15 protein-coding genes are annotated in these 17,494 nt (G+C 70.8%); 7 read left to right on the top strand and 8 right to left on the bottom strand.

What is annotated here, in order from left to right; all coding sequences use genetic code 11:
* Nucleotides 1–9: 9 nt before the first annotated feature.
* Nucleotides 10–1,329, bottom strand: coding sequence for a nucleobase:cation symporter-2 family protein (locus C4T78_RS02875; RefSeq protein ID WP_093347556.1), 1,320 nt, complete (start codon nucleotides 1,327–1,329; stop codon nucleotides 10–12).
* Between the two features lie 16 nt (nucleotides 1,330–1,345).
* Nucleotides 1,346–2,740: an amidohydrolase family protein gene (locus C4T78_RS02870; protein ID WP_093347558.1), complete on the bottom strand. Its 1,395-nt coding sequence runs from the start codon at nucleotides 2,738–2,740 to the stop codon at nucleotides 1,346–1,348.
* Nucleotides 2,741–3,077: 337 nt separating this feature from the next.
* On the opposite strand from C4T78_RS02870, the gene C4T78_RS02865 reads away from it, so the two are divergent.
* The gene (locus C4T78_RS02865; RefSeq protein WP_093146247.1) at nucleotides 3,078–4,067 is read left to right on the top strand and encodes an amidohydrolase family protein; all 990 of its coding nucleotides are present in this window, start codon (nucleotides 3,078–3,080) and stop codon (nucleotides 4,065–4,067) included.
* Here C4T78_RS02865 and C4T78_RS02860 read toward each other — a convergent pair whose 3' ends face one another.
* Nucleotides 4,068–4,772 carry a GntR family transcriptional regulator gene (locus C4T78_RS02860; protein ID WP_093347561.1) on the bottom strand — a complete coding sequence of 235 codons (705 nt, stop codon included), beginning with the start codon at nucleotides 4,770–4,772 and terminating at the stop codon, nucleotides 4,068–4,070. It abuts the gene before it with no gap.
* Nucleotides 4,773–4,846: 74 nt separating this feature from the next.
* Between C4T78_RS02860 and pucD the strand changes: the two genes are divergently transcribed.
* Nucleotides 4,847–7,141 (top strand): xanthine dehydrogenase subunit D, encoded by a 2,295-nt coding sequence (pucD, locus tag C4T78_RS02855; RefSeq protein ID WP_093347563.1) that lies wholly within the window; start codon nucleotides 4,847–4,849, stop codon nucleotides 7,139–7,141.
* Here pucD and C4T78_RS02850 read toward each other — a convergent pair.
* The 3 genes from C4T78_RS02850 to C4T78_RS02840 all read right to left on the bottom strand — a co-directional run bounded on the left by C4T78_RS02850 (nucleotide 7,138) and on the right by C4T78_RS02840 (nucleotide 9,766).
* Nucleotides 7,138–8,235, bottom strand: coding sequence for an LLM class flavin-dependent oxidoreductase (locus C4T78_RS02850; protein ID WP_093347565.1), 1,098 nt, complete (start codon nucleotides 8,233–8,235; stop codon nucleotides 7,138–7,140). The genes pucD and C4T78_RS02850 overlap by 4 nt on opposite strands.
* 17 nt (nucleotides 8,236–8,252) lie before the next feature.
* Nucleotides 8,253–9,257, bottom strand: a complete 1,005-nt coding sequence (locus C4T78_RS02845; RefSeq protein ID WP_235863073.1) for an ABC transporter substrate-binding protein — start codon at nucleotides 9,255–9,257, stop codon at nucleotides 8,253–8,255.
* A gap of 242 nt (nucleotides 9,258–9,499) precedes the next feature.
* Complete coding sequence (locus C4T78_RS02840) at nucleotides 9,500–9,766, bottom strand: DUF3040 domain-containing protein (protein ID WP_093348557.1); 267 nt, start codon at nucleotides 9,764–9,766, stop codon at nucleotides 9,500–9,502.
* A gap of 354 nt (nucleotides 9,767–10,120) precedes the next feature.
* Here C4T78_RS02840 and C4T78_RS02835 point away from each other — a divergent pair, with 354 nt between their 5' ends.
* Nucleotides 10,121–10,480: an arsenate reductase family protein gene (locus tag C4T78_RS02835; RefSeq protein ID WP_093347571.1), complete on the top strand. Its 360-nt coding sequence runs from the start codon at nucleotides 10,121–10,123 to the stop codon at nucleotides 10,478–10,480.
* A gap of 60 nt (nucleotides 10,481–10,540) precedes the next feature.
* On the opposite strand, the gene C4T78_RS02830 is transcribed toward C4T78_RS02835, so the two are convergent.
* Complete coding sequence (locus tag C4T78_RS02830; protein ID WP_093347573.1) at nucleotides 10,541–13,024, bottom strand: ATP-dependent Clp protease ATP-binding subunit; 2,484 nt, start codon at nucleotides 13,022–13,024, stop codon at nucleotides 10,541–10,543.
* Nucleotides 13,025–13,234: 210 nt separating this feature from the next.
* Between C4T78_RS02830 and C4T78_RS02825 the strand changes: the two genes are divergently transcribed.
* The 4 genes from C4T78_RS02825 to C4T78_RS02810 all read left to right on the top strand — a co-directional run bounded on the left by C4T78_RS02825 (nucleotide 13,235) and on the right by C4T78_RS02810 (nucleotide 16,499).
* Nucleotides 13,235–13,861, top strand: coding sequence for a class I SAM-dependent methyltransferase (locus C4T78_RS02825; protein WP_093347576.1), 627 nt, complete (start codon nucleotides 13,235–13,237; stop codon nucleotides 13,859–13,861).
* A 58-nt stretch (nucleotides 13,862–13,919) separates the two neighbouring features.
* Nucleotides 13,920–14,414 (top strand): XdhC family protein, encoded by a 495-nt coding sequence (locus C4T78_RS02820; RefSeq protein WP_093347578.1) that lies wholly within the window; start codon nucleotides 13,920–13,922, stop codon nucleotides 14,412–14,414.
* A gap of 106 nt (nucleotides 14,415–14,520) precedes the next feature.
* On the top strand, nucleotides 14,521–15,267 hold the full coding sequence (locus tag C4T78_RS02815) for an Abi-alpha family protein (protein ID WP_093347581.1): 747 nt from the start codon (nucleotides 14,521–14,523) through the stop codon (nucleotides 15,265–15,267).
* Nucleotides 15,264–16,499 (top strand): DUF445 domain-containing protein, encoded by a 1,236-nt coding sequence (locus tag C4T78_RS02810; RefSeq protein WP_093347583.1) that lies wholly within the window; start codon nucleotides 15,264–15,266, stop codon nucleotides 16,497–16,499. Before C4T78_RS02815 ends, C4T78_RS02810 begins: the two co-directional genes overlap by 4 nt.
* On the opposite strand, the gene C4T78_RS02805 is transcribed toward C4T78_RS02810, so the two are convergent.
* Nucleotides 16,450–17,493: a hypothetical protein gene (locus C4T78_RS02805; RefSeq protein WP_093347585.1), complete on the bottom strand. Its 1,044-nt coding sequence runs from the start codon at nucleotides 17,491–17,493 to the stop codon at nucleotides 16,450–16,452. The two genes, C4T78_RS02810 and C4T78_RS02805, sit on opposite strands and share 50 nt — an antisense overlap.
* Nucleotide 17,494: the final 1 nt, after the last annotated feature.

The following is a 17,494-nucleotide window of genomic DNA, read 5'->3' as shown; positions in this document are numbered from 1 at the left end:
GTCCACCTCTCAGGAAGTTCGCCGGTTGAGCACCAGGTTCAGCAGGAAGGCGGCGATGCCACCGGCCGCGATCCCGGAGGACAGCACCGGTTGCAGGACGCCGGGCAGGTTCGCGTAGAACTCCGGGGCGCCCACCGGCAGCAGGCCGAAGCCGAAGGAGATCGCCACGATCAGGATGTTGCGCGGATTCCCCAGGTCCGCCTGGGCCATGATCTTCACGCCGATCGCGCCGACGGTGCCGAACATGACCACGCCGACCCCGCCCAGCACCGGGCCCGGCAGCGAGGCGACCACGGCGCCGAGCTTGGGCAGCAGGCCGATCACGACCAGCAGCGCCCCGGCGGTGGCGACGACGTAGCGGCTGAGCACGCGGGTCATGCTCACCAGGCCGACGTTCTCGCCGAAGGTCACGATGGTGAACGAGTTGAACACCCCGGCGAACGCGGTCCCGACCCCGTCGGCGCGCAGCGCCCGGGCCAGGTCGTCGCGCCCGACGTCGCGCCCGGCGATCTGCCCGATCGCCAGCGTGTCCCCGGTGGACTCCACCATGTTCACCAGTTGGATGATGATCATCGGCAGGATCGCGGCGATGGTGAACTCGGGCAGCCCGAACGCGAACGGGTGCACCGCGCCGAACCAGGACGCCTCGCCCACCGAGGAGAAGTCGGCCAGCCCCAGCGGCAGCGCCAGGAGCGTGCCCAGCACCAGTGCGATCAGGATCGCGAAGCGCGCGACGGCGACCGGGGCGAACGCCTCCAGCAGCACCACCAGCAGGATCGTGCCCAGCGCCATCAGCAGGCGGGTAGGGGAGGCGAAGTCGGCGGCGGTGGGGTCGGTGCCCGCGATGAGCTTCGAAGTCGAGGGCAGCAGGGAGAAGCCGATGATGGCGATGATGGTGCCGGTGACGATGGGCGGGAAGAACCGCATCAGGCGGCTGAACCACGGGGCGACGATCCAGGTGAGCAGCCCGGCGACGATCGTCGCGCCGAACACCGCGGGCAGTCCGCCGTCCTTGCCGACCAGGATGGCGGGGGTGATCCCGGTGAACGTCGAGCCCATCACGATCGGCAGCCGAGCTCCGATGTTGAGCACACCGAGCGCCTGCAACAGCGTCGCGATGCCGCTGACCAGCACGTTCGCCGACACGAGCAGGGCGATCTGCTCGGTGGGCAGTCCGATTCCGAGGCCGATCAGCAGCGGCACGGTGGCCATGCCGGAGTAGGCGACCAGCACGTGCTGCAGGCCGAGCGGCAGCAGCTGGCGCAGCGGTGGGACGGTGTCGACGGCGTCTGGCGGGGCGGTGCTGCGAGGTCTGGGGCGTAAACGCATGGCTCCTCCTCGGGCCTTAGCGCAGCAGGTGGGTCATGCCGGCGCGGTGCAGCAGGAGATCGGCCCGTTCCCGGGCTTCGGCGACGGCGGATGCTTCGTCGACGCGCAGGCAGCGGCCGTCGCGCTGGACGATCTCGCCGTCGACGACGGTGACGACGACGTCCGAGCCGCGCGCGGCGTAAACCAGCGTGCTCACGACGTCGTGGAGCGGTTGCAGGTGCGGTCGGTCGAGGTCGACGACGATCAGGTCGGCGAGCCGGCCGGCTTCCAGCACACCCGCGTCGACTCCGGCGCAGCGCGCGCCGTCGCGGGTGGCCAGGTCGAGCGCGTCTTGCGCGCGCATCGCCGTCGGGTCGAGGGTGACCGACCGCTGGGCGAGGACGGACTGCTTCATGCACTCGAACAGGTCCTGCCGGTGCCCGCAGCTCGGTCCGTCGGTGCCCAGGCCGACCGCGGCCCCGCGTTCGCGCAGCTCGGCCAGTGCCAACGTGCCCGACGCCAGGTAGGCGTTGGAGGTCGGGTTGTGCACGACGCGGGCGCCGGACTCGGCGACCTGCTCGATCTCGGACTCGTCGAGCCAGATCGCGTGCGCGAGGGTGGCCCGCTGGTCGAGCAACCCGGCTTCGGCGAGCCACTGCACCGGTCGCGACCGGTAGGCGTCGAGGTAGCTCTGGGGATCGTTGCGCCCTTCGCAGCAGTGCGCGTGCCAGCTGGTGCCGAGTTCCCGCGCGAGTTCGATGCTGCGGCGCACGAGCTCCTGGTCAACGTAGGTGAGGTTCAGCGGTGCGGGCCAGACCTCGACCCGCGATCCGGGCGGACGGTGCTGCACGGCTTCGCGGGTGATGGCGAGCTCGTCCGCGGTGGAGTACCGGAACAGCGCTTCGGGCTGGCCGCGCTGCGCGGCGATTTCGGTGCGGGGGCCGACGATTCCGCGGGCGATCGCACCGCGCAGCCCGGTTCGTTCGACGACGTCGGCCACCGCGAGAGTGGTTTCCAGGTCGGTCGGTGCGTAGTGGTTGTCCACCACGGTCGTCGTCCCGTGCCGCAGCGCTTCGGCCGCGGCGAGGCGCGCCGCCGCGACGGCATCCGCGCCTCGCACCGCGATGGAGTACGGCCACATGAAGTCGCACAACCACGGGACGATGGACAGTCCTTCGCCCAAACTCCGGGCCAGCGCTTGGTAGAGGTGGTTGTGCCCGTCGACGAGCCCGGGCAGCACGGCCTTCCCGGTGCAGTCGAGCACCGTTCTGCCCTGCCAGTCGGCCATTTCGGCTTGCGGGCCGACGGCGGTGATCCGGTTCCCGGTGACGGCGACCGTTCCCGGGCGGTGGATGGTGCGGTGGTCGTCGACGGTCAGCACCGTCGCGTCGGTGAGCAGCAGGTCGCAGAGCTTCTCGTGCACGGCGGGCATGCACGCCTCACTTCCCTGGGCCGACGGCGGCCCGATCGGTGCGGAGGGATTCGGATCGCCGAACGGAGGCCCACGACGGGGAGGTCACCGGCGAGTGCGATGCGGATAACATGTAAAGCGCGCCGGACCTGTCGTGTCAACCGGTGAACAGCGCTGAACCGGTTCGCCCGGCCTGCTTTTACCTGCTGGAAATGCAGAGATGCACGAAATTACATGCAACTTGTTGACAGCGGCTGCGGACCGGTGTTGCACTCGATCGCGCCGCGGTTCGAGCGCGGCGACCCGAAGGTGCGGTGATTCGCGGCCGGGGTGCGTGCAACCGATTGGAGAGATCCCGTTGATCATCGACACGCATGTGCACCCGACGAACCTGGTGGACGAGGCATGGCGGCACACCGGTGAGCCGTTCACCGGCGAGCGCACCCTCAAGATGATGGACGGTCCGATGTGGATCAACGGCAAGCCGCGCCGGGTCGACATCAGCTGCATCATGCCGCCGCCGGGCAACACCTCCTGGCGGGACGGCAACCGCGGCGGCCGCGAGGGCATCCGGGACTACCAGGCCTACGTGACCTCGCTGGTGCAGCGCTACCCGGACCGGTTCGTCGGCAACTTCATCTACAACCCGCGGTTCGGTCCCGACAACGGTGCCAAGGAGCTGGAGTTCCACGTCAAGGAGCACGGCTACAAGATGCTCAAGCTGCACGCCAACATGCACGCCTACCGGCCGGACCGGGCGCTGGACTGGCTGCGGCCGGTGATGCGGGTGTGCGACGAGCTGGGCGTGATCGTGCTGATCCACACCGGTGACGGGCCGTACTCCATCCCGACCCAGTTCTACCCGATCATCCGCGAGTTCCCCGGCGTCACGTTCATCCTGGGGCACTTCGGGATCCAGACCGGTGGTGTGTACTGCTTCGAGGCGTTCTGGATGATCCAGGACTCGCACAACGTGATCGGCGAGTCCGGCTGGCTGCTGCAGTCGCGGATCGTGGAGTTCGCCAAGGAGATGAAGAAGACCAAGATGGTCTACGGCACCGACTCGCCGCCCAACGAACCGGGCATGTGGGCGCGCGAGCTGGAGGTGCTCTGCCACGAGCCGCCGCAGGGGCTGAACCTGTCCGAGGACGACCTGGAGGGCTACCTCGGCAACAACATGGCGCACCTGCTGGGCCTGCAGCCGACCCCGCCGCCGAAGGACCGGGCGGAGGCGGAGGCGTACCTGCGCGGCGAGATCACGCAGGCCTCGGCGACGAACTCGCACGCCGACGCCTACGCCGGCTACACGCCCGATTCCTGGGCCGAGGAGCTGGACCCGGCGAGCTGATCACCGGCCGAGGCGGCGGCGTTCGGTGGTGCGGGCGGTGGCCTGACCCAGGCGGATGCGCAGCCGGGCGATGTGGCGGCGGGCGGCGGCTTCGGCCATCTCGGGGTCGCCGCTGGCCATCGCGTCCACCACCGCCCGGTGCTCGTCGAGCGCCAGCCGCGGTGCGTCGTCGCTGCGCCATAGCGAGTGGAGGGCGAAGTGGGCGCGTCCGGTGATCGGTTCCAGGGTGGCGAGCAGGTGCGGGTTGTCGGCGAATTCCCGCACCGCGCGGTGGAACCGCATGTCGAGTTCGATGTGCGCGGCGTTGTCGGCGTCGGCGGCCAGCGCCTGCTCGTGCTCGGCGAGGATCGCGCGGAGCTGCGCCAGCCCGTCGGCGTCGAGGTTCTCGGTGGCCAGCCGGGCGGCCAGGCCTTCGAGCAGTTCGCGCACCACGTAGAGCTGGCGGAGGTCCTCGATGTCGACCCTGCTGACCTCGGCGCCGCGGTGCGGCACGTGGGTGGCCAGTCCGTCGTGGATCAGGCGCTGCACCGCCTCGCGCACCGGGCTCCGGCTCACGTCGAGCTGGCGGGCGAGTTCGGGCACGCTCAGCCCGGTGCCGGGCGGCAGGGTGCCGTCCAGGACGGCGCTCTTGAGCGCGGCGTAGGTGCGGTCGGCCAGCAGGCCTTCGCCGGTCAGCGGGGTCAGGCGACGGGGTGCCGGGGACATCGCGGTACCTCACTCCTGGGTGGGGGATTCGGCAGCAATATTACATGTAATCCAGCTGCTAGTAGGGAGCAGGCATGCGCGAAGAGTCCGTCCACCACACGATCAGCACCGAGCGCGCCGGGGCGGTGGGGCGCAGCGCGCCCCGCCCGGACGGCACGCTGAAGGTCACCGGACAGTTCGCCTACTCGTCCGACCTGTGGGTGTCGGGCACGGTGTGGGGCACCACGCTGCGCAGCCCGCACGCCGCCGCGCGCATCCGTTCCGTCGACGTGCGGAAGGCTTTGGCGCTGGACGGGGTGCACGCGGTGCTCACGCACGAAGACGTGCCCGGTGCGAAGACCTACGGGATGAAGGTGGCGGACCAGCCGGTGCTGGCCGTCGACGAGGTCCGCTACCAGGGCGAACCGGTCGCGCTGGTGGCGGCCGACGACCCGCACACCGCCAAGCGCGCGGCGGCGCTGGTCCAGGTCGACTACGAGCTGCTGGAGCCGGTGACCGACGCCGAGCGCGCGCTGGAGGAGACCACCAGGCGGGTGCACCCGGACGGGAACCTGGTCCGCCACGTCAAGATCCGCCACGGCGACGTCGCCGCCGCGCGGGCGCGCGCCGACGTCGTGGTCAGCGGCGAGTACGAGGTGGGCATGCAGGACCAGGCGTTCCTCGGCCCGGAGTCCGGGTTAGCGCTGCCCACCGAGGACGGTGGCGTCGAGCTGCACGTGTCCTCGCAGTGGCTGCACAAGGACCTGGAGCAGATCGCGCCCTGCCTCGGGCTGCCCGCCGAGAAGGTGCGCCTGACGCTGGCCGGGGTCGGTGGCGCGTTCGGCGGTCGCGAAGACCTCTCGGTGCACGTCCACGCGTGCATGCTGGCGCTGCGGCTGGGCAAGCCGGTGAAGATGGTCTACGACCGCGAGGAGTCCTTCTTCGGCCACGTGCACCGCCACCCGGCGAAGATGCGCTTCGAGCACGGCGCGACGCGGGACGGGAAGTTGGTGCACGTCAAGGCGGAACTGGTGATGGACGGCGGCGCCTACACCTCCACCTCGCCGGTGGTCATCGCCAACGCCTGCTACTTCGTCGCCGGCGCCTACGAGGTGCCCAACGCCGAGATCGACGGTTTCGCCGTGTTCAGCAACAACCCGCCGTGCGGCGCGATGCGCGGTTTCGGCGCGGTGCAGTCCACCTACGGCTGCGAGTCCAACATGGACAAACTGGCCCGCGAGCTGGGCATGGATCCGCTGGAACTGCGGATGCGCAACGCGATGACGACCGGGACGGTGCTTCCGACGGGTCAGGCGGTGGACGGTCCGGCTCCGGTGGCCGAGCTGCTGGCGGATCTGCGCGACCGGCCGCTGCCGCCGCCGGGCTCGGAGCTGCTGCCGGGCGGGCTGGCGAACACCTCGCACGGCGAAGGCATCCGTCGCGGCGTCGGCTACGCGATCGGGGTGAAGGCGATCGGCTACTCCGGGGGAGTCGACGACACCTCCACCGCCCGGGTCGTGGTGTCGGCCGCCGGCGGTGAACCGGTGGTGTCGGTGCACACCGCTGCGGCCGAGTGCGGCCAGGGGATCACCACGGTGCAGTGCCAGATCGCCAGCACGGAGCTCGGCCTGTCGCGCGTGGTGGTGCTACCGGCGGACACCGCGATCGGGGACGCGGGCTCGGCTTCCGCATCCCGGTTGACCTGGATGTCCGGCGGTGCGGTGCAGGGCGCGTGCCGACTGGTCGCGCAGGAGCTGCTGCGGCGCGCGGCCGAGCGCACCGGGCGTCCGGCAGCGGTGCTGGCGCTGCGCGACGACCACGTCGTCGACGCCACCGGCACGGCCCTGATCCCGATCGCGGATCTCGTCGGCACCGACGACGTGGAGCGGGTTTTCGAGTTCCACCACCGGCAGACGTCGGCCGTCGATCCGGAGACCGGGCAGGGCGACGCGCACATCGCCTACGCCTTCGCCGCCCACCGCGCGGTGGTCGACGTCGACGTGGACCTGGGACTGGTGAAGGTGGTCGAGCTGGCCACCGCGCAGGACGTCGGCAAGGCGATGAACCCGCTGTCGGTCGCCGGTCAGATCGAGGGCGGCAGCGCGCAGGGCCTCGGCCTGGCCCTGATGGAGGAGATCCTGCTCGACGAGCACGGCCGCATCCGCAACCCCTCGTTCACCGACTACCTGATCCCGACCATCCTGGACGTGCCGAGCATGCCGATCTCGCTGTTCGAGTTCCCGCACCCGGATTCGCCGTACGGTCTCAACGGCGTCGGCGAACCACCGACGTTGTCGTCGACCCCGGCGATCGTCAACGCCCTGCGGGCCGCCACCGGCCTTGAGCTGGCGAGGGTTCCGGTGCGGCCGCAGGACATCGCGCTGGCCTAGCGCAGGCCGCGGCGGGCGAGCTCGGGGTGCACGCCCTCTCCGAACCAGTACGCCTCCTCCAGGTGCGGATAGCCGGAGAGCACGAACTCCTCGATGCCGACCGAGTGGTACTCCTCGATCAGATCCGCGACCTCGCGATGGCTGCCGACGAACGCGGTGCCCGCCCCGCCGCGCAGCAGGCCGACACCGGCCCACAAGCCGGGGTGCACTTCGAGCTCGCGGGCTTCGCCGCGCAGCGCTCCGCCGTGCAGGGCGACCATGTTCCGCTGGCCGGTGGACTCGCTTGCGTTGAGCTTGGCCTGGGAGGCGGCGACCTCGGCCGGGTCCATCTGGTCGAGGAAGCGCTGTGCGGTGGCCCAGGCGTCCTCGCTGGTGTCCCGCGTGATGACGTGCGCGCGCAGCCCGAACCGCAGCGAGCGCCCTTCCTCGGCGGCGAGTTCGCGCAGCAGCTTCACCTTCCGCGCCACGGCGTCCGGTGGCTCACCCCAGGTCAGGTGCACGTCCGCGCGTCGTGCGGCGACGGGCAGCGCGGCTTCCGAGGACCCGCCGAAGTACAGCTGCGGTCGCGGGTCGGGAGCTTCGAAGGCCGTGGCGCCGCGGACCTGGTAGTGCCGGCCGTCGAAGTCGAACGGCTCACCATCGAAGATCCCGCGCAGCACGGCCAGGAATTCGTCGGTGCGCTCGTACCGCTGGTCGTGGTCGAGCCAGTCGCCGTAGCGCTGCTGCTCGGTGGATTCGCCACCGGTGACGATGTTGAGCAGCAGCCGCCCGCCCGACACCCGCTGGTAGGTGGTGGCCAGCTGGGCGGCCAGCGTCGGCGTCAGCGACCCGGGGCGGAAGGCCACCAGGAACTTGATCCGCCGGGTCCGGGCGAGCAGCGCGGCGGTGGTGATCCAGGCGTCCTGGCACCAGCTGCCGGTGGGTGTGAGCATGCCGGTGAACCCGAGGTGCTCGGCGGCCTGCGCGACCTGAGCCAGGTAGTCGATGTCCGGTCGGCGCGGTGTGCCTGCTCCTTCCGGGGTCGCGTGCGGACGGTCCACGATGGACCGGCCGTCGCCGTGGGTGGGCAGGAACCAGTGCGTGGTGACGGTCATGCGGGTCTCCGGTCTGCTCAGGCGGTGGCGAGTTGCGCGGCGAATCGGGTGTCGACGAACTCGGCGAACTCGAACCGCCGCGGAATCTCCTCGGCCGCGACGAACGCGTCGGCCAGCTCCTGCTCGGAGCGGATCACCTCGGCGTTCAGCTCCACGGGCAGGTCGGGGCCGAGTTCGGTGGCCCGCCGGGTCACCTCGACCGGCAGGCCCGTGTCCTCGGCCCACGCCTGCGCGCGCTGCTCGCGGTTGGCGTCGGCGAACCGCTGGGCCCGGGCGAGCCGGACCAGGTAGTCGGCGATGGCGGTGTTGCGTCCCGCATCGGCGAGCGCGGCGGGGCCTGCGACCTGGAAGCTCAGCCCGTTGGCGGTGCCCCGGCCGTCGGCGAGCAGCCGGACGGCCGATTCGAGCTGGATCTGGGAGAAGTAGGGATCCCAGATGGCCCACGCGTCCACCGAGCCCTGCTTGAACGCGCCCATCGCGTCGGAGGGCTGCAGGTACACCAGTTCGACGTCGGCCGGGGTCAATCCGGCTTTTCGCAGCGTCAGCAGGATCTGCCCGTGCGCGGAACTTCCCTTGGCCACGGCGATCTTGCGGCCGCGCAGCTGCGCGACCTGCTGCAGCGGGGAATCCGGCAGCACGACGAGCGCATCGCTGGCGACGTTGCCCTTGGAGGCGGCGACCACCCGGATCTTGGCCTTGGCCGCGGCGGCGAACAGCGGTGGGGTGTTCCCGACACCACCGATGTCCACGGCGTCCGCCGAGATGGCCTCCAGCAGCGGCGGGCCGGACGGGAAGGTGGCCCATTCCACGGTGTAGGGGAAGTCGTCGAGCCCCGCGGAGCGCAACAGCGACCGGGAGTTGCCCTTCTGGTCACCGACGCGCAGCGTCACCGAGGCCAGTTGCTCGGGCGGCGCGGGCGGGGGCACCGGCGCTTGCTGCGGATCGGTCCGCCCGCCGGCGCAGGCGCTGAGGAAGCCGGTGGAGGAAATGGCGAGCACGGTCAGGAAATCACGACGACGCACGGTCGGATGCTCCGGATTCACAGGAGTCGGGCAGGGGAGATCGGCCCCGACCGGCAGCACGCGGCGGGGCGGTTCAGCGCGAGGAGATCAGCGGCAACGACACGCGGAACTGGCCTGCCGCCGCAGATCGACGTGCAAGCGCCAGGTCAACGCGAGGCGTCCGGTCACGTCGCCGATGCTCGCAGCAGGCGCGCGTCGCCGTCAACGCCGCGCCGGACCCTCCCAGAGATCGGGAACGCCCGTCATTCCAACCGGATCTGGCACTTCCGGGAGGCGAACACGAGCACGGCCAGCACCGCCGAGAAGAACATGCCGCCGCCCTCGCCGAGGAACAGGCACAGCACCGCCAGCACCGCCGCCACCAGAACCAGCAGCGTCCGTGGCGACAGCTGCAGCCACAACCGGCGCAGCGAACTGGTTTCGGTCAGCCTCCGAGCCAGCTTGGGATCGTCGCCCATCAGCTGGTTCTCGATCTCCTTCAGGCGGCGACGTTCGTCCTTGGGGAGCATGGCCACCTCCACGGAAGATCCGCCTCCTTGAACAAGTATTGCAACGATCGTGGCAGCTGTGAAGGGCCCATCGGCCCGCGGGCACCTGCGGTCGCGGGAACTCGCGGCGCCTGGACGGCGGTGGCCACCGGAACCGGATCTGCACTGCTCCGTGGAGGTGAAGAACCCCCGAGGGCCATCCGCCTTGGTGAGCAGCTGCCATGGTGCGGACGATCGTGGCCCCCGACCGTACCGGCCCCGACGCAGCGGTGCAGCACTGGCCGAGCCGTCTCGGGGAGCGGCGGCCGTCGATCTCGGCGTGCGACGCGGCTGGCAGGATCGGTGCGTCGGTCCTGGCGCAGGTGGGGAGTGGGAATGGAGATCTGGGTCAACCCGGCGTGCTCGAAGTGCCGGTCGGCCGTGTCGTTGCTGGACGAGGCCGGGGCGGAGTACACGGTCCGCCGCTACCTGGAGGAGCCGCCCACGGCGGCGGAGCTGGGCGAGGTGCTCGACCGGCTCGGGCTGGAGCCCTGGGACGTCGCCCGCACGGCCGAGCCGGTGGCCGAGGAACTCGGGCTGAAGGACTGGCCGAAGGATCCGGCGAACAGGGAGCGGTGGATCGAGGCGATGGTGCAGCACCCGAAGCTCATCCAGCGCCCGATCATCACCGCCGACGACGGGACCGCGGTGGTCGCGCGCACGCCCGAGGCGGTCCGGTCGGTTCTGCCCGGCTGAGCCCTGGACGCGCGAGAACGGGGCGGGTGCGCGATGCACCCGCCCCGTTCTCGCGCGCTGTCAGGCCGCGACCGGCGCGTCGACCCGCAGGGTCAGCTCACCGTCGGCGGCGGACACCCGCAGCCGGGCGCCCTCGGCGAGTTCGCCGTCCAGGATCAGGTCGCTGATCCGGTCGTCGACCTCGCGCTCGATCGCCCGCCGCAGCGGCCGGGCGCCGAACTCGGGCTGGTAGCCGCGCTCGGAGATCCAGGCCACCGCCGCCTGGTCGAACTCGACGTCGATGCCCAGCTCGCCCAGCCGCCGCTCGGTGTGCGCCAGCAGCATCCGGGTGATGGTGTGCAGCTGCTCGCCGTCGAGCCGCTTGAACACCACGATCTCGTTGATGCGGTTGAGGAATTCCGGCCGGAACGCCTCGCGCAGCCGCGGCATGATCCGCTCGTCCAATGCCGGGTCGGCATCGCCCGCGGTGAAGCCGATCTTGCCGCCGGGGCTGGAGATGACCTCCGAGCCCAGGTTGCTGGTCATGATCAGCACCGTGTTGCTGAAGTCCACGGTGCGGCCCTGACCGTCGGTCAGCCTGCCGTCGTCGAGCACCTGCAGCAGCGTGTTGAACACGTCGGGGTGGGCCTTCTCGACCTCGTCGAGCAGCACCACCGAGTACGGGTGGCGCCGCACGGCCTCGGTCAGCTCACCGGCCTCGCCGTGGCCGACGTAGCCGGGCGGGGCACCGACCAGGCGGCTCGCGGTGTGCCGCTCCTGGAACTCGCTCATGTCCAGCCGGACCATCCGCTGCTCGTCGCCGAACAGCGATTCGGCCAGCGCCTTGGCCAGTTCGGTCTTGCCGACGCCGGTCGGCCCGAGGAACAGGAAGCTGCCCACCGGGCGGTTCGGGTCGCCGAGCCCGCTGCGCGACCGCCGCACCGCGCGGGCCAGCGCCCGCACCGCGTCGTCCTGGCCGACCACGCGCTCGTGCAGCTCCTTCTCGAGGTTCTGCAGCCGCTCCTTCTCCGCGGCGGTCAACCGGCTGACCGGAACCCCGGTCGCCCGCGCCACGATCTCGGCGATGTCCTCGGCGGTGACCTCCAGCACGCCGGTGGACTCCGCGTCACCGAGCCCGGAGCGGGCCTGGTTGATCTCGTCGCGCAGCGCCGAAGCGCGCTCGTAGTCCTCCTGGGCGACCGCCTCGTCCTTCAGCTGCTCCAGCCGCTCGATGCGCTCGCGCAGGGCGGACTCGTCCGGTGTCAGCGAGGCCAGCCGCTTGCGCGCCCCGGCCTGGTCGATCAGGTCGATCGCCTTGTCCGGCAGGAACCGGTCGTTGATGTACTGGTCGGACAGCCGGGCCGCGGCCGTCACCGCCTCCTCGGTGTAGCGGACCTGGTGGTGCTCCTCGTAGTTCTCGCGCAGGCCCTGCAGGATCAGCACGGTGTCCGCAACGCTCGGCTCGGGCACCTGCACCGGCTGGAACCGCCGCTCCAGGGCCGGGTCCTTCTCGATGTGCTTGCGGTACTCGTCGAGCGTCGTCGCGCCGATCACGTGCAGCTCACCGCGGGCCAGGCGGGGCTTGAGCATGTTGCCCGCGTCCATGGCGCCCTCGGCACCACCGGCGCCGACCACGGTGTGCAGCTCGTCGACGAAGACGATCAGCTCGTCGCGGTGCTCGGAGATCTCGTCGATGACCTTGGTCATCCGCTCCTCGAAGTCGCCGCGGTAGCGGGTTCCGGCCAGCATGCCGGACAGGTCCAGCTGCACCACCCGCTTGCCGTCGAGCACCCGCGGCACCTGACCGGCGACGATGCGCTGCGCCAGGCCTTCGGCGATCGCGGTCTTGCCGACGCCGGCCTCACCGACCAGCACCGGGTTGTTCTTGGTGCGCCGGGACAGGATCTCCACGGTCTGCTCGATCTCGGTGGTGCGGCCGATCACCGGGTCGAGCTCGCCGGCCCTGGCCCGCGCGGTCAGGTCGCGACCGTACTGGTCGAGCGTCGGCGTGCTGCTGTCCTGGTTCTGCTGCTCCGGCTCGGAGCGCGGCCGCTGGGTCGCGGCGCGCAGCGCCTCGGGGCCCGCACCGGCGGAGCCGAGCAGCCGCCCGGTCTCCGATTCGGGGCTGGCCGACATCGCCAGCAGCACGTGCAGCGGGCTGATGTAGGTGGAGCCGAGCGCGCGGGCGACCCGGTGGGCGTCGGCGAGCACCGTGCGCGCCGCCAGCGTCAGCGCCACCGGCTGGTCACCGGTGGCTTCACCGGCTGCGGGCAGGTGCTCCTCGACCTTCGCCGCGAACGCGTCGGGGTCGACGCCGACCTGCTTCAGCTGCGCGCGGGTGGGCTCCTCGTGCGCGGCCGACCACAGCAGGTGCAGCGCGTCGAGGTCGCTCTGCCCGCGGTCCCGGGCGAAGCGCGCGGCACCGCTGACCAGCTGCTGGGCCTGCTCGGTCAGCAACTGCCCGATGTCGATGCGCCGGGAACCGGACGCGGCGTCGTCGGCCCCGAAGAAGCGCGCGAAGTACTCGTCGAACGGGCCGCCTGCCGGTCCGAAGAACGTCGCCATGCCAAACCTCCTCGCGACGGTGTTGCTGGCTTCCGCCGCCATCTACTTGAGTCTGCTGTTATCAACCAACGTCAGTCCGCCCCGGGTAATTCCCAGCAGCCACACGAGTGGCGCGTGTCACTCCGGCGTGCCGTCGGTGGAGCGGGGTGTTGACTTCGAGCGAGGTCGAAGTAGCAGATTGTGACCAGCAGCTTCGTGGAGAGGACGGACATGACTTCGGTTGAGCGTTCGGCGTTCGACGCCGCGTACGAGGAGGGCACGGCTCCGTGGGTGATCGGCGAGCCGCAGCCTGCCGTCGTCGAGCTGGAACGGGCCGGCGGCATCGGCGGGAAGGTGCTGGACCCGGGCTGCGGCGCCGGTGAGCACACGATCCTGCTGGCCGGGCTGGGCTACGACGTGCTGGGCGTGGACTTCTCCCGCCCGGCCGTCGAGCGGGCGCGGGCCAACGCCGCCGAGCGGAAGGTCGAGGCCCGGTTCGAGGTGGCCGATGCGCTGGCGCTGGAAGGCGGCCCGTACGACACGGTGGTGGACAGCGCGCTGTTCCACGTCTTCGGGCCGGAGGACCGGGCGAAGTACGTGCGCAGCCTGCACGGGGTGTGCCGGCCGGGTGCGACCGTGCACGTGCTCGCCCTGTCGGACACCGAGCCCGGCTTCGGTCCGCGCCTCCCGGCGTCGGTGATCCGCGAAGCGTTCGACGTGCCGGGCTGGCGGCTGGAGGAGATCCAGGAGCGCCGCTACCGGGGTGTCGCGCGCGGCGAGCACGCCGACGGGCTGGGCGTTGCCGACGGGTCATTGGTGGACGTCGCCGCCTGGCTGGCCCGCGCCACCCGGCTCTGACGTCCACAGTGGAGCACTGGGGGTGGTTCCGGCCGGCCGCGGCTGGCATCCTCGGTCCATGACCGAAGATGCTGCGTGCGCGGTGGCGCACGGCGAGGTGCCGGTGGACGGGGGCAGCCGCGCGTTGGTCGCGGTGTTCGCCTCGCCGGTGGCCGAGCACCTGCTGCGGTACGGCCGGGACCTCGGCTTCCGGACGTTGCTGGTCGATCCGGACCCCGAGCGGGCCGCGGACGGCGCGCTGGCCGAGGTGCCGGAGCTCGGGTCCGACGCCGACGTCGTGGTGACCGACCACCACCGCGCGGAGCTCGGCGCAGTGTTGCGGGACGTGCTCAAGCGCGATGTCCGCTGGGTCGGGGTCATGGGCAACCCGCGCCACGCCGGGCCGCACGTCGCGGCGCTGCGGGAACTCGGCGTCCCGGAGTCCGAGATCGCGCGGGTGCACCGCCCGATCGGACTCAACATCGGCTCCCGGACGCCGCCCGAGATCGCCATCGCGACCCTCGCCGGACTGCTGGCCGACCGCAACGGAAAACCGGGCGGCTTCGCCTTCTGACCGCCTCCGCCGATGCTCGCTTTCGCCGGGCTGCCGTGGTTATGCTCCGGGCACCCGGCGCCGGGTCGACCCGGTGTTCGAGCGGTGCGGAGCGGAGGGGTGCGGGGTGGACGGTGATCGGGCGGGCGGGTCGCAGTCCGAAGCGCTGGGTGAGCTGGTCGGCTGGGCCGCGAGAACCGGTTGGGGTGCGGCGCGCGTCGGTTTCGGCCTGATCAAGCAGCTGCCCGGCGGAGTCGAGGCCGAGCGCGGGTTCCGGACGGTGGAGCGGGTGGTGGCCACCGGAGTGCGCCAGTGGCTCGACGACGTGGAGTCCAGCCCCGCGGGGACCGCCGACGACGAGGTGGAACCGGCCGAGGAGACGCCGAAACCGCCCGACCTGCGCGAGCGGATGGCCGAGCTGCTGCACCGCTCGGCCATGACCGGCCGCGAAGAAGCCGCCGAAGACCTCTACTCCGGCATCCTCCGGCTCCTCACCCCGGACGAGGCCCGCATCCTGGCCGGGCTCGGCGACGGCTCGGCGTACCCGGTGCTGCACGTGGCCGAACGCGGCGTGGTGGGCGGAACCGCCCGGTTCCTGCTGCGCAACGGTTCGACGGTGGGGCGCGCGGTGGGCGTCTCGCTGACCGAGGAGGTGCCGCACTACCTGACCCGCCTGCACGCGTTCGGCCTGGTCGAGATGGGTCCGGCGCTGCCGGGCCTGGACGACCAGTACGAGCTGCTGCAGACCGATTCCCGGGTGCGCGAGGCGCTGCGGTCGTCGAAGGCGGCCAAGCCGGTGCGCCGCAGCGTGCGGATATCGGCGCTGGGAGCCAGGTTCTGGCGGCGGTGCGCGGGCCCGGGGGAAGTCGGATGAACGCGATCGTCCAGGACTTCGCCGAGCACTGGCCGATCTACCTGTCGATCCCGGTGGTGGCGGCGCTCATCGGCTACGTCACCAAGGTGATCGCCATCCGGATGATGTTCGGGCCGGTGGAGTTCAAGGGCATCAGGCCGTTCCTGGGCTGGCAGGGCATCGTGCCCAAGCACGCCGCGAAGATGGCCGGGGTCGCCTGCGACACGCTGACCCAGCAGCTGATCAGACCGCAGGAGGTGCTGGACCGGCTGGATCCCGAGCGCATCGTCGCCGAGGTCTCCGAGCCGTTGCGGCAGACCATCGAGGAGATCGTCCGGGAGGTCGCCTCGGCCTACCAGCCGGGGTTGTGGGAGTCGTTGCCGCGCAGCGTGCAGCGGGCGGTGATCAGCCGGGTGCAGGCCGACGCGCCGCGGTTGCTCGCCGAGGTGCTGGCCGAGATCAAGTCCGATGTGGACAACGTCTTCGACCTCAAGGACATGGTGGTCACCAGCCTGGTCCGGGACAAGGAGCTGCTGAACCGGATCTTCCTGGAGGCCGGCGGCAAGGAGTTCCAGTTCATCCGCCGCTCGGGTGCGGTGTTCGGCGCGCTGATCGGCGTGGTGCAGATGTCGGCCTGGGTGGTGTTCAAGGTGCCGCTCATCATGCCGCTGTTCGGCCTGTTCACCGGCTGGTTCACCGACTGGCTCGCGCTCAAGATGATCTTCCACCCGCGGCGGCCGAAGCGCTACCTGGGGCTGTTCGAGTGGCAGGGCCTGTTCCACAAGCGCCGCGACGAGGTCGCCGAGGCCTACTGCGAGCTGATCGCCGCGGAGATCATCACCCCGCGCAACGTCATCGAAGCGGTGTTGCGCGGCCCGATGTCGGACAAGGTGATGGTCCTGGTGCAGCGGCAGGTCGACGACGAGCTCAGCCGCCGGGCGAGCATCGCCAAGCCGCTGCTGGTGCTGGCCATCGGTGGTCGCCGCTACCAGGACCTCAAGCAGCGGATCTCGGAGCTGCTGATGGCCAAGCTGCCGCAGACGATGGGCTACGTGGAGGACTACGCGGCCGACGCGATGGACATCCGCAACACCCTGGTCGGCAAGATGAAGGAGCTCGACGCCGAGGAGTTCGAGGAACTCCTGCGCCCGGCGTTCCGCGAAGAGGAGCGCACCCTCATCGCCACCGGCGCAGCCCTCGGCTTCATCGTGGGTGAGGCTCAGGTCCTCGTCCTGGAACAACTGGCCCCGTGAGGGCGTCGGCCTCGGTCTCGTCCGTGGTCATCGGCTCCGGCCCGCTGCGGAAGCGATGACCGGTCGACCGGAGGTGCTGGTACTCGAAGACGGCCAGCAGCAGGGATGACGCCGCCCCGCAGAGGGTCAACGCGAGCCACAGCGGGTGCGGCACGTCGTTGGTCTCGGGCTTGATGATCTCCTTGGTGGTGATCAGAAGCATGACGGATGTGGTCGCGATCGGTGTGAGCAGCGGGTGGAGCGCACCGATCCAGAAGCCGGTCCGCGCCGCCCAGTAGATCGTGCAGTACCAGAAGCCCAGGTACCAGGGCCCCAGGAAGACCACGAGGAACACGACGAAGAGCACCTCTGCGGCGCCGAGCCGGCCGGAGAGGAACGACGGCAGGGGATTGAACTCGTGAGTGCCGTCGACGAAGAGACGGGAGAGATCGTCGCGGAGGAACCACACGATGGGCAGGTAGAAGGCCGCCAGCGCGAGTACGGCGTACCCCAGGGTTCGCAGCGCGCCGCGCATGAGTCGCACCCGGTGGCCGGAGCGGGTCACGATGAGCATCACGAGAAACGCCGGCGGAAGCAGGAGCAGCGCGTACCCCCCGGTCTTGGTCGCCTTGAGATACGTGTTGAAGGGGATCTCCGACCAGTACCTCGGGTAGGGGAAGGTCGCGAGCGCGATCACGGCCAGGCCGAGAGCCGCTCGCCAGAACGAGAGCCGGTCCAGCATCCGGTCCTTGCGGAGTGCGCCGACCTTGGGCTTGAACAGGGACCTGGCGGCGAACCACGGCAGTACGACGGCGGCGATGCGGCGCAGCACGACCCTGCTGCGCCAACGGGGTGGAGCGGGTGCGGCGGGTGCGTGTTTCGGTTGGACGGTCACCATGTTGTTCTTGCGCACGATGACCATCGGGCGACCGTTGACCACAACCTCTTCGACCGAGTTCTCCGGTGATTCGGCATTGTCGGCGGTTCGGCGCAGTGACTCGGCCGGTTCAGGCATC

It is taken from the genome of Saccharopolyspora kobensis (assembly GCF_900108315.1).
GTDB lineage: Bacteria > Actinomycetota > Actinomycetes > Mycobacteriales > Pseudonocardiaceae > Saccharopolyspora > Saccharopolyspora kobensis.
The sequence above is the reverse complement of the archived record's forward strand: the minus strand, read 5'-3'. Positions and strand labels throughout refer to the sequence as shown.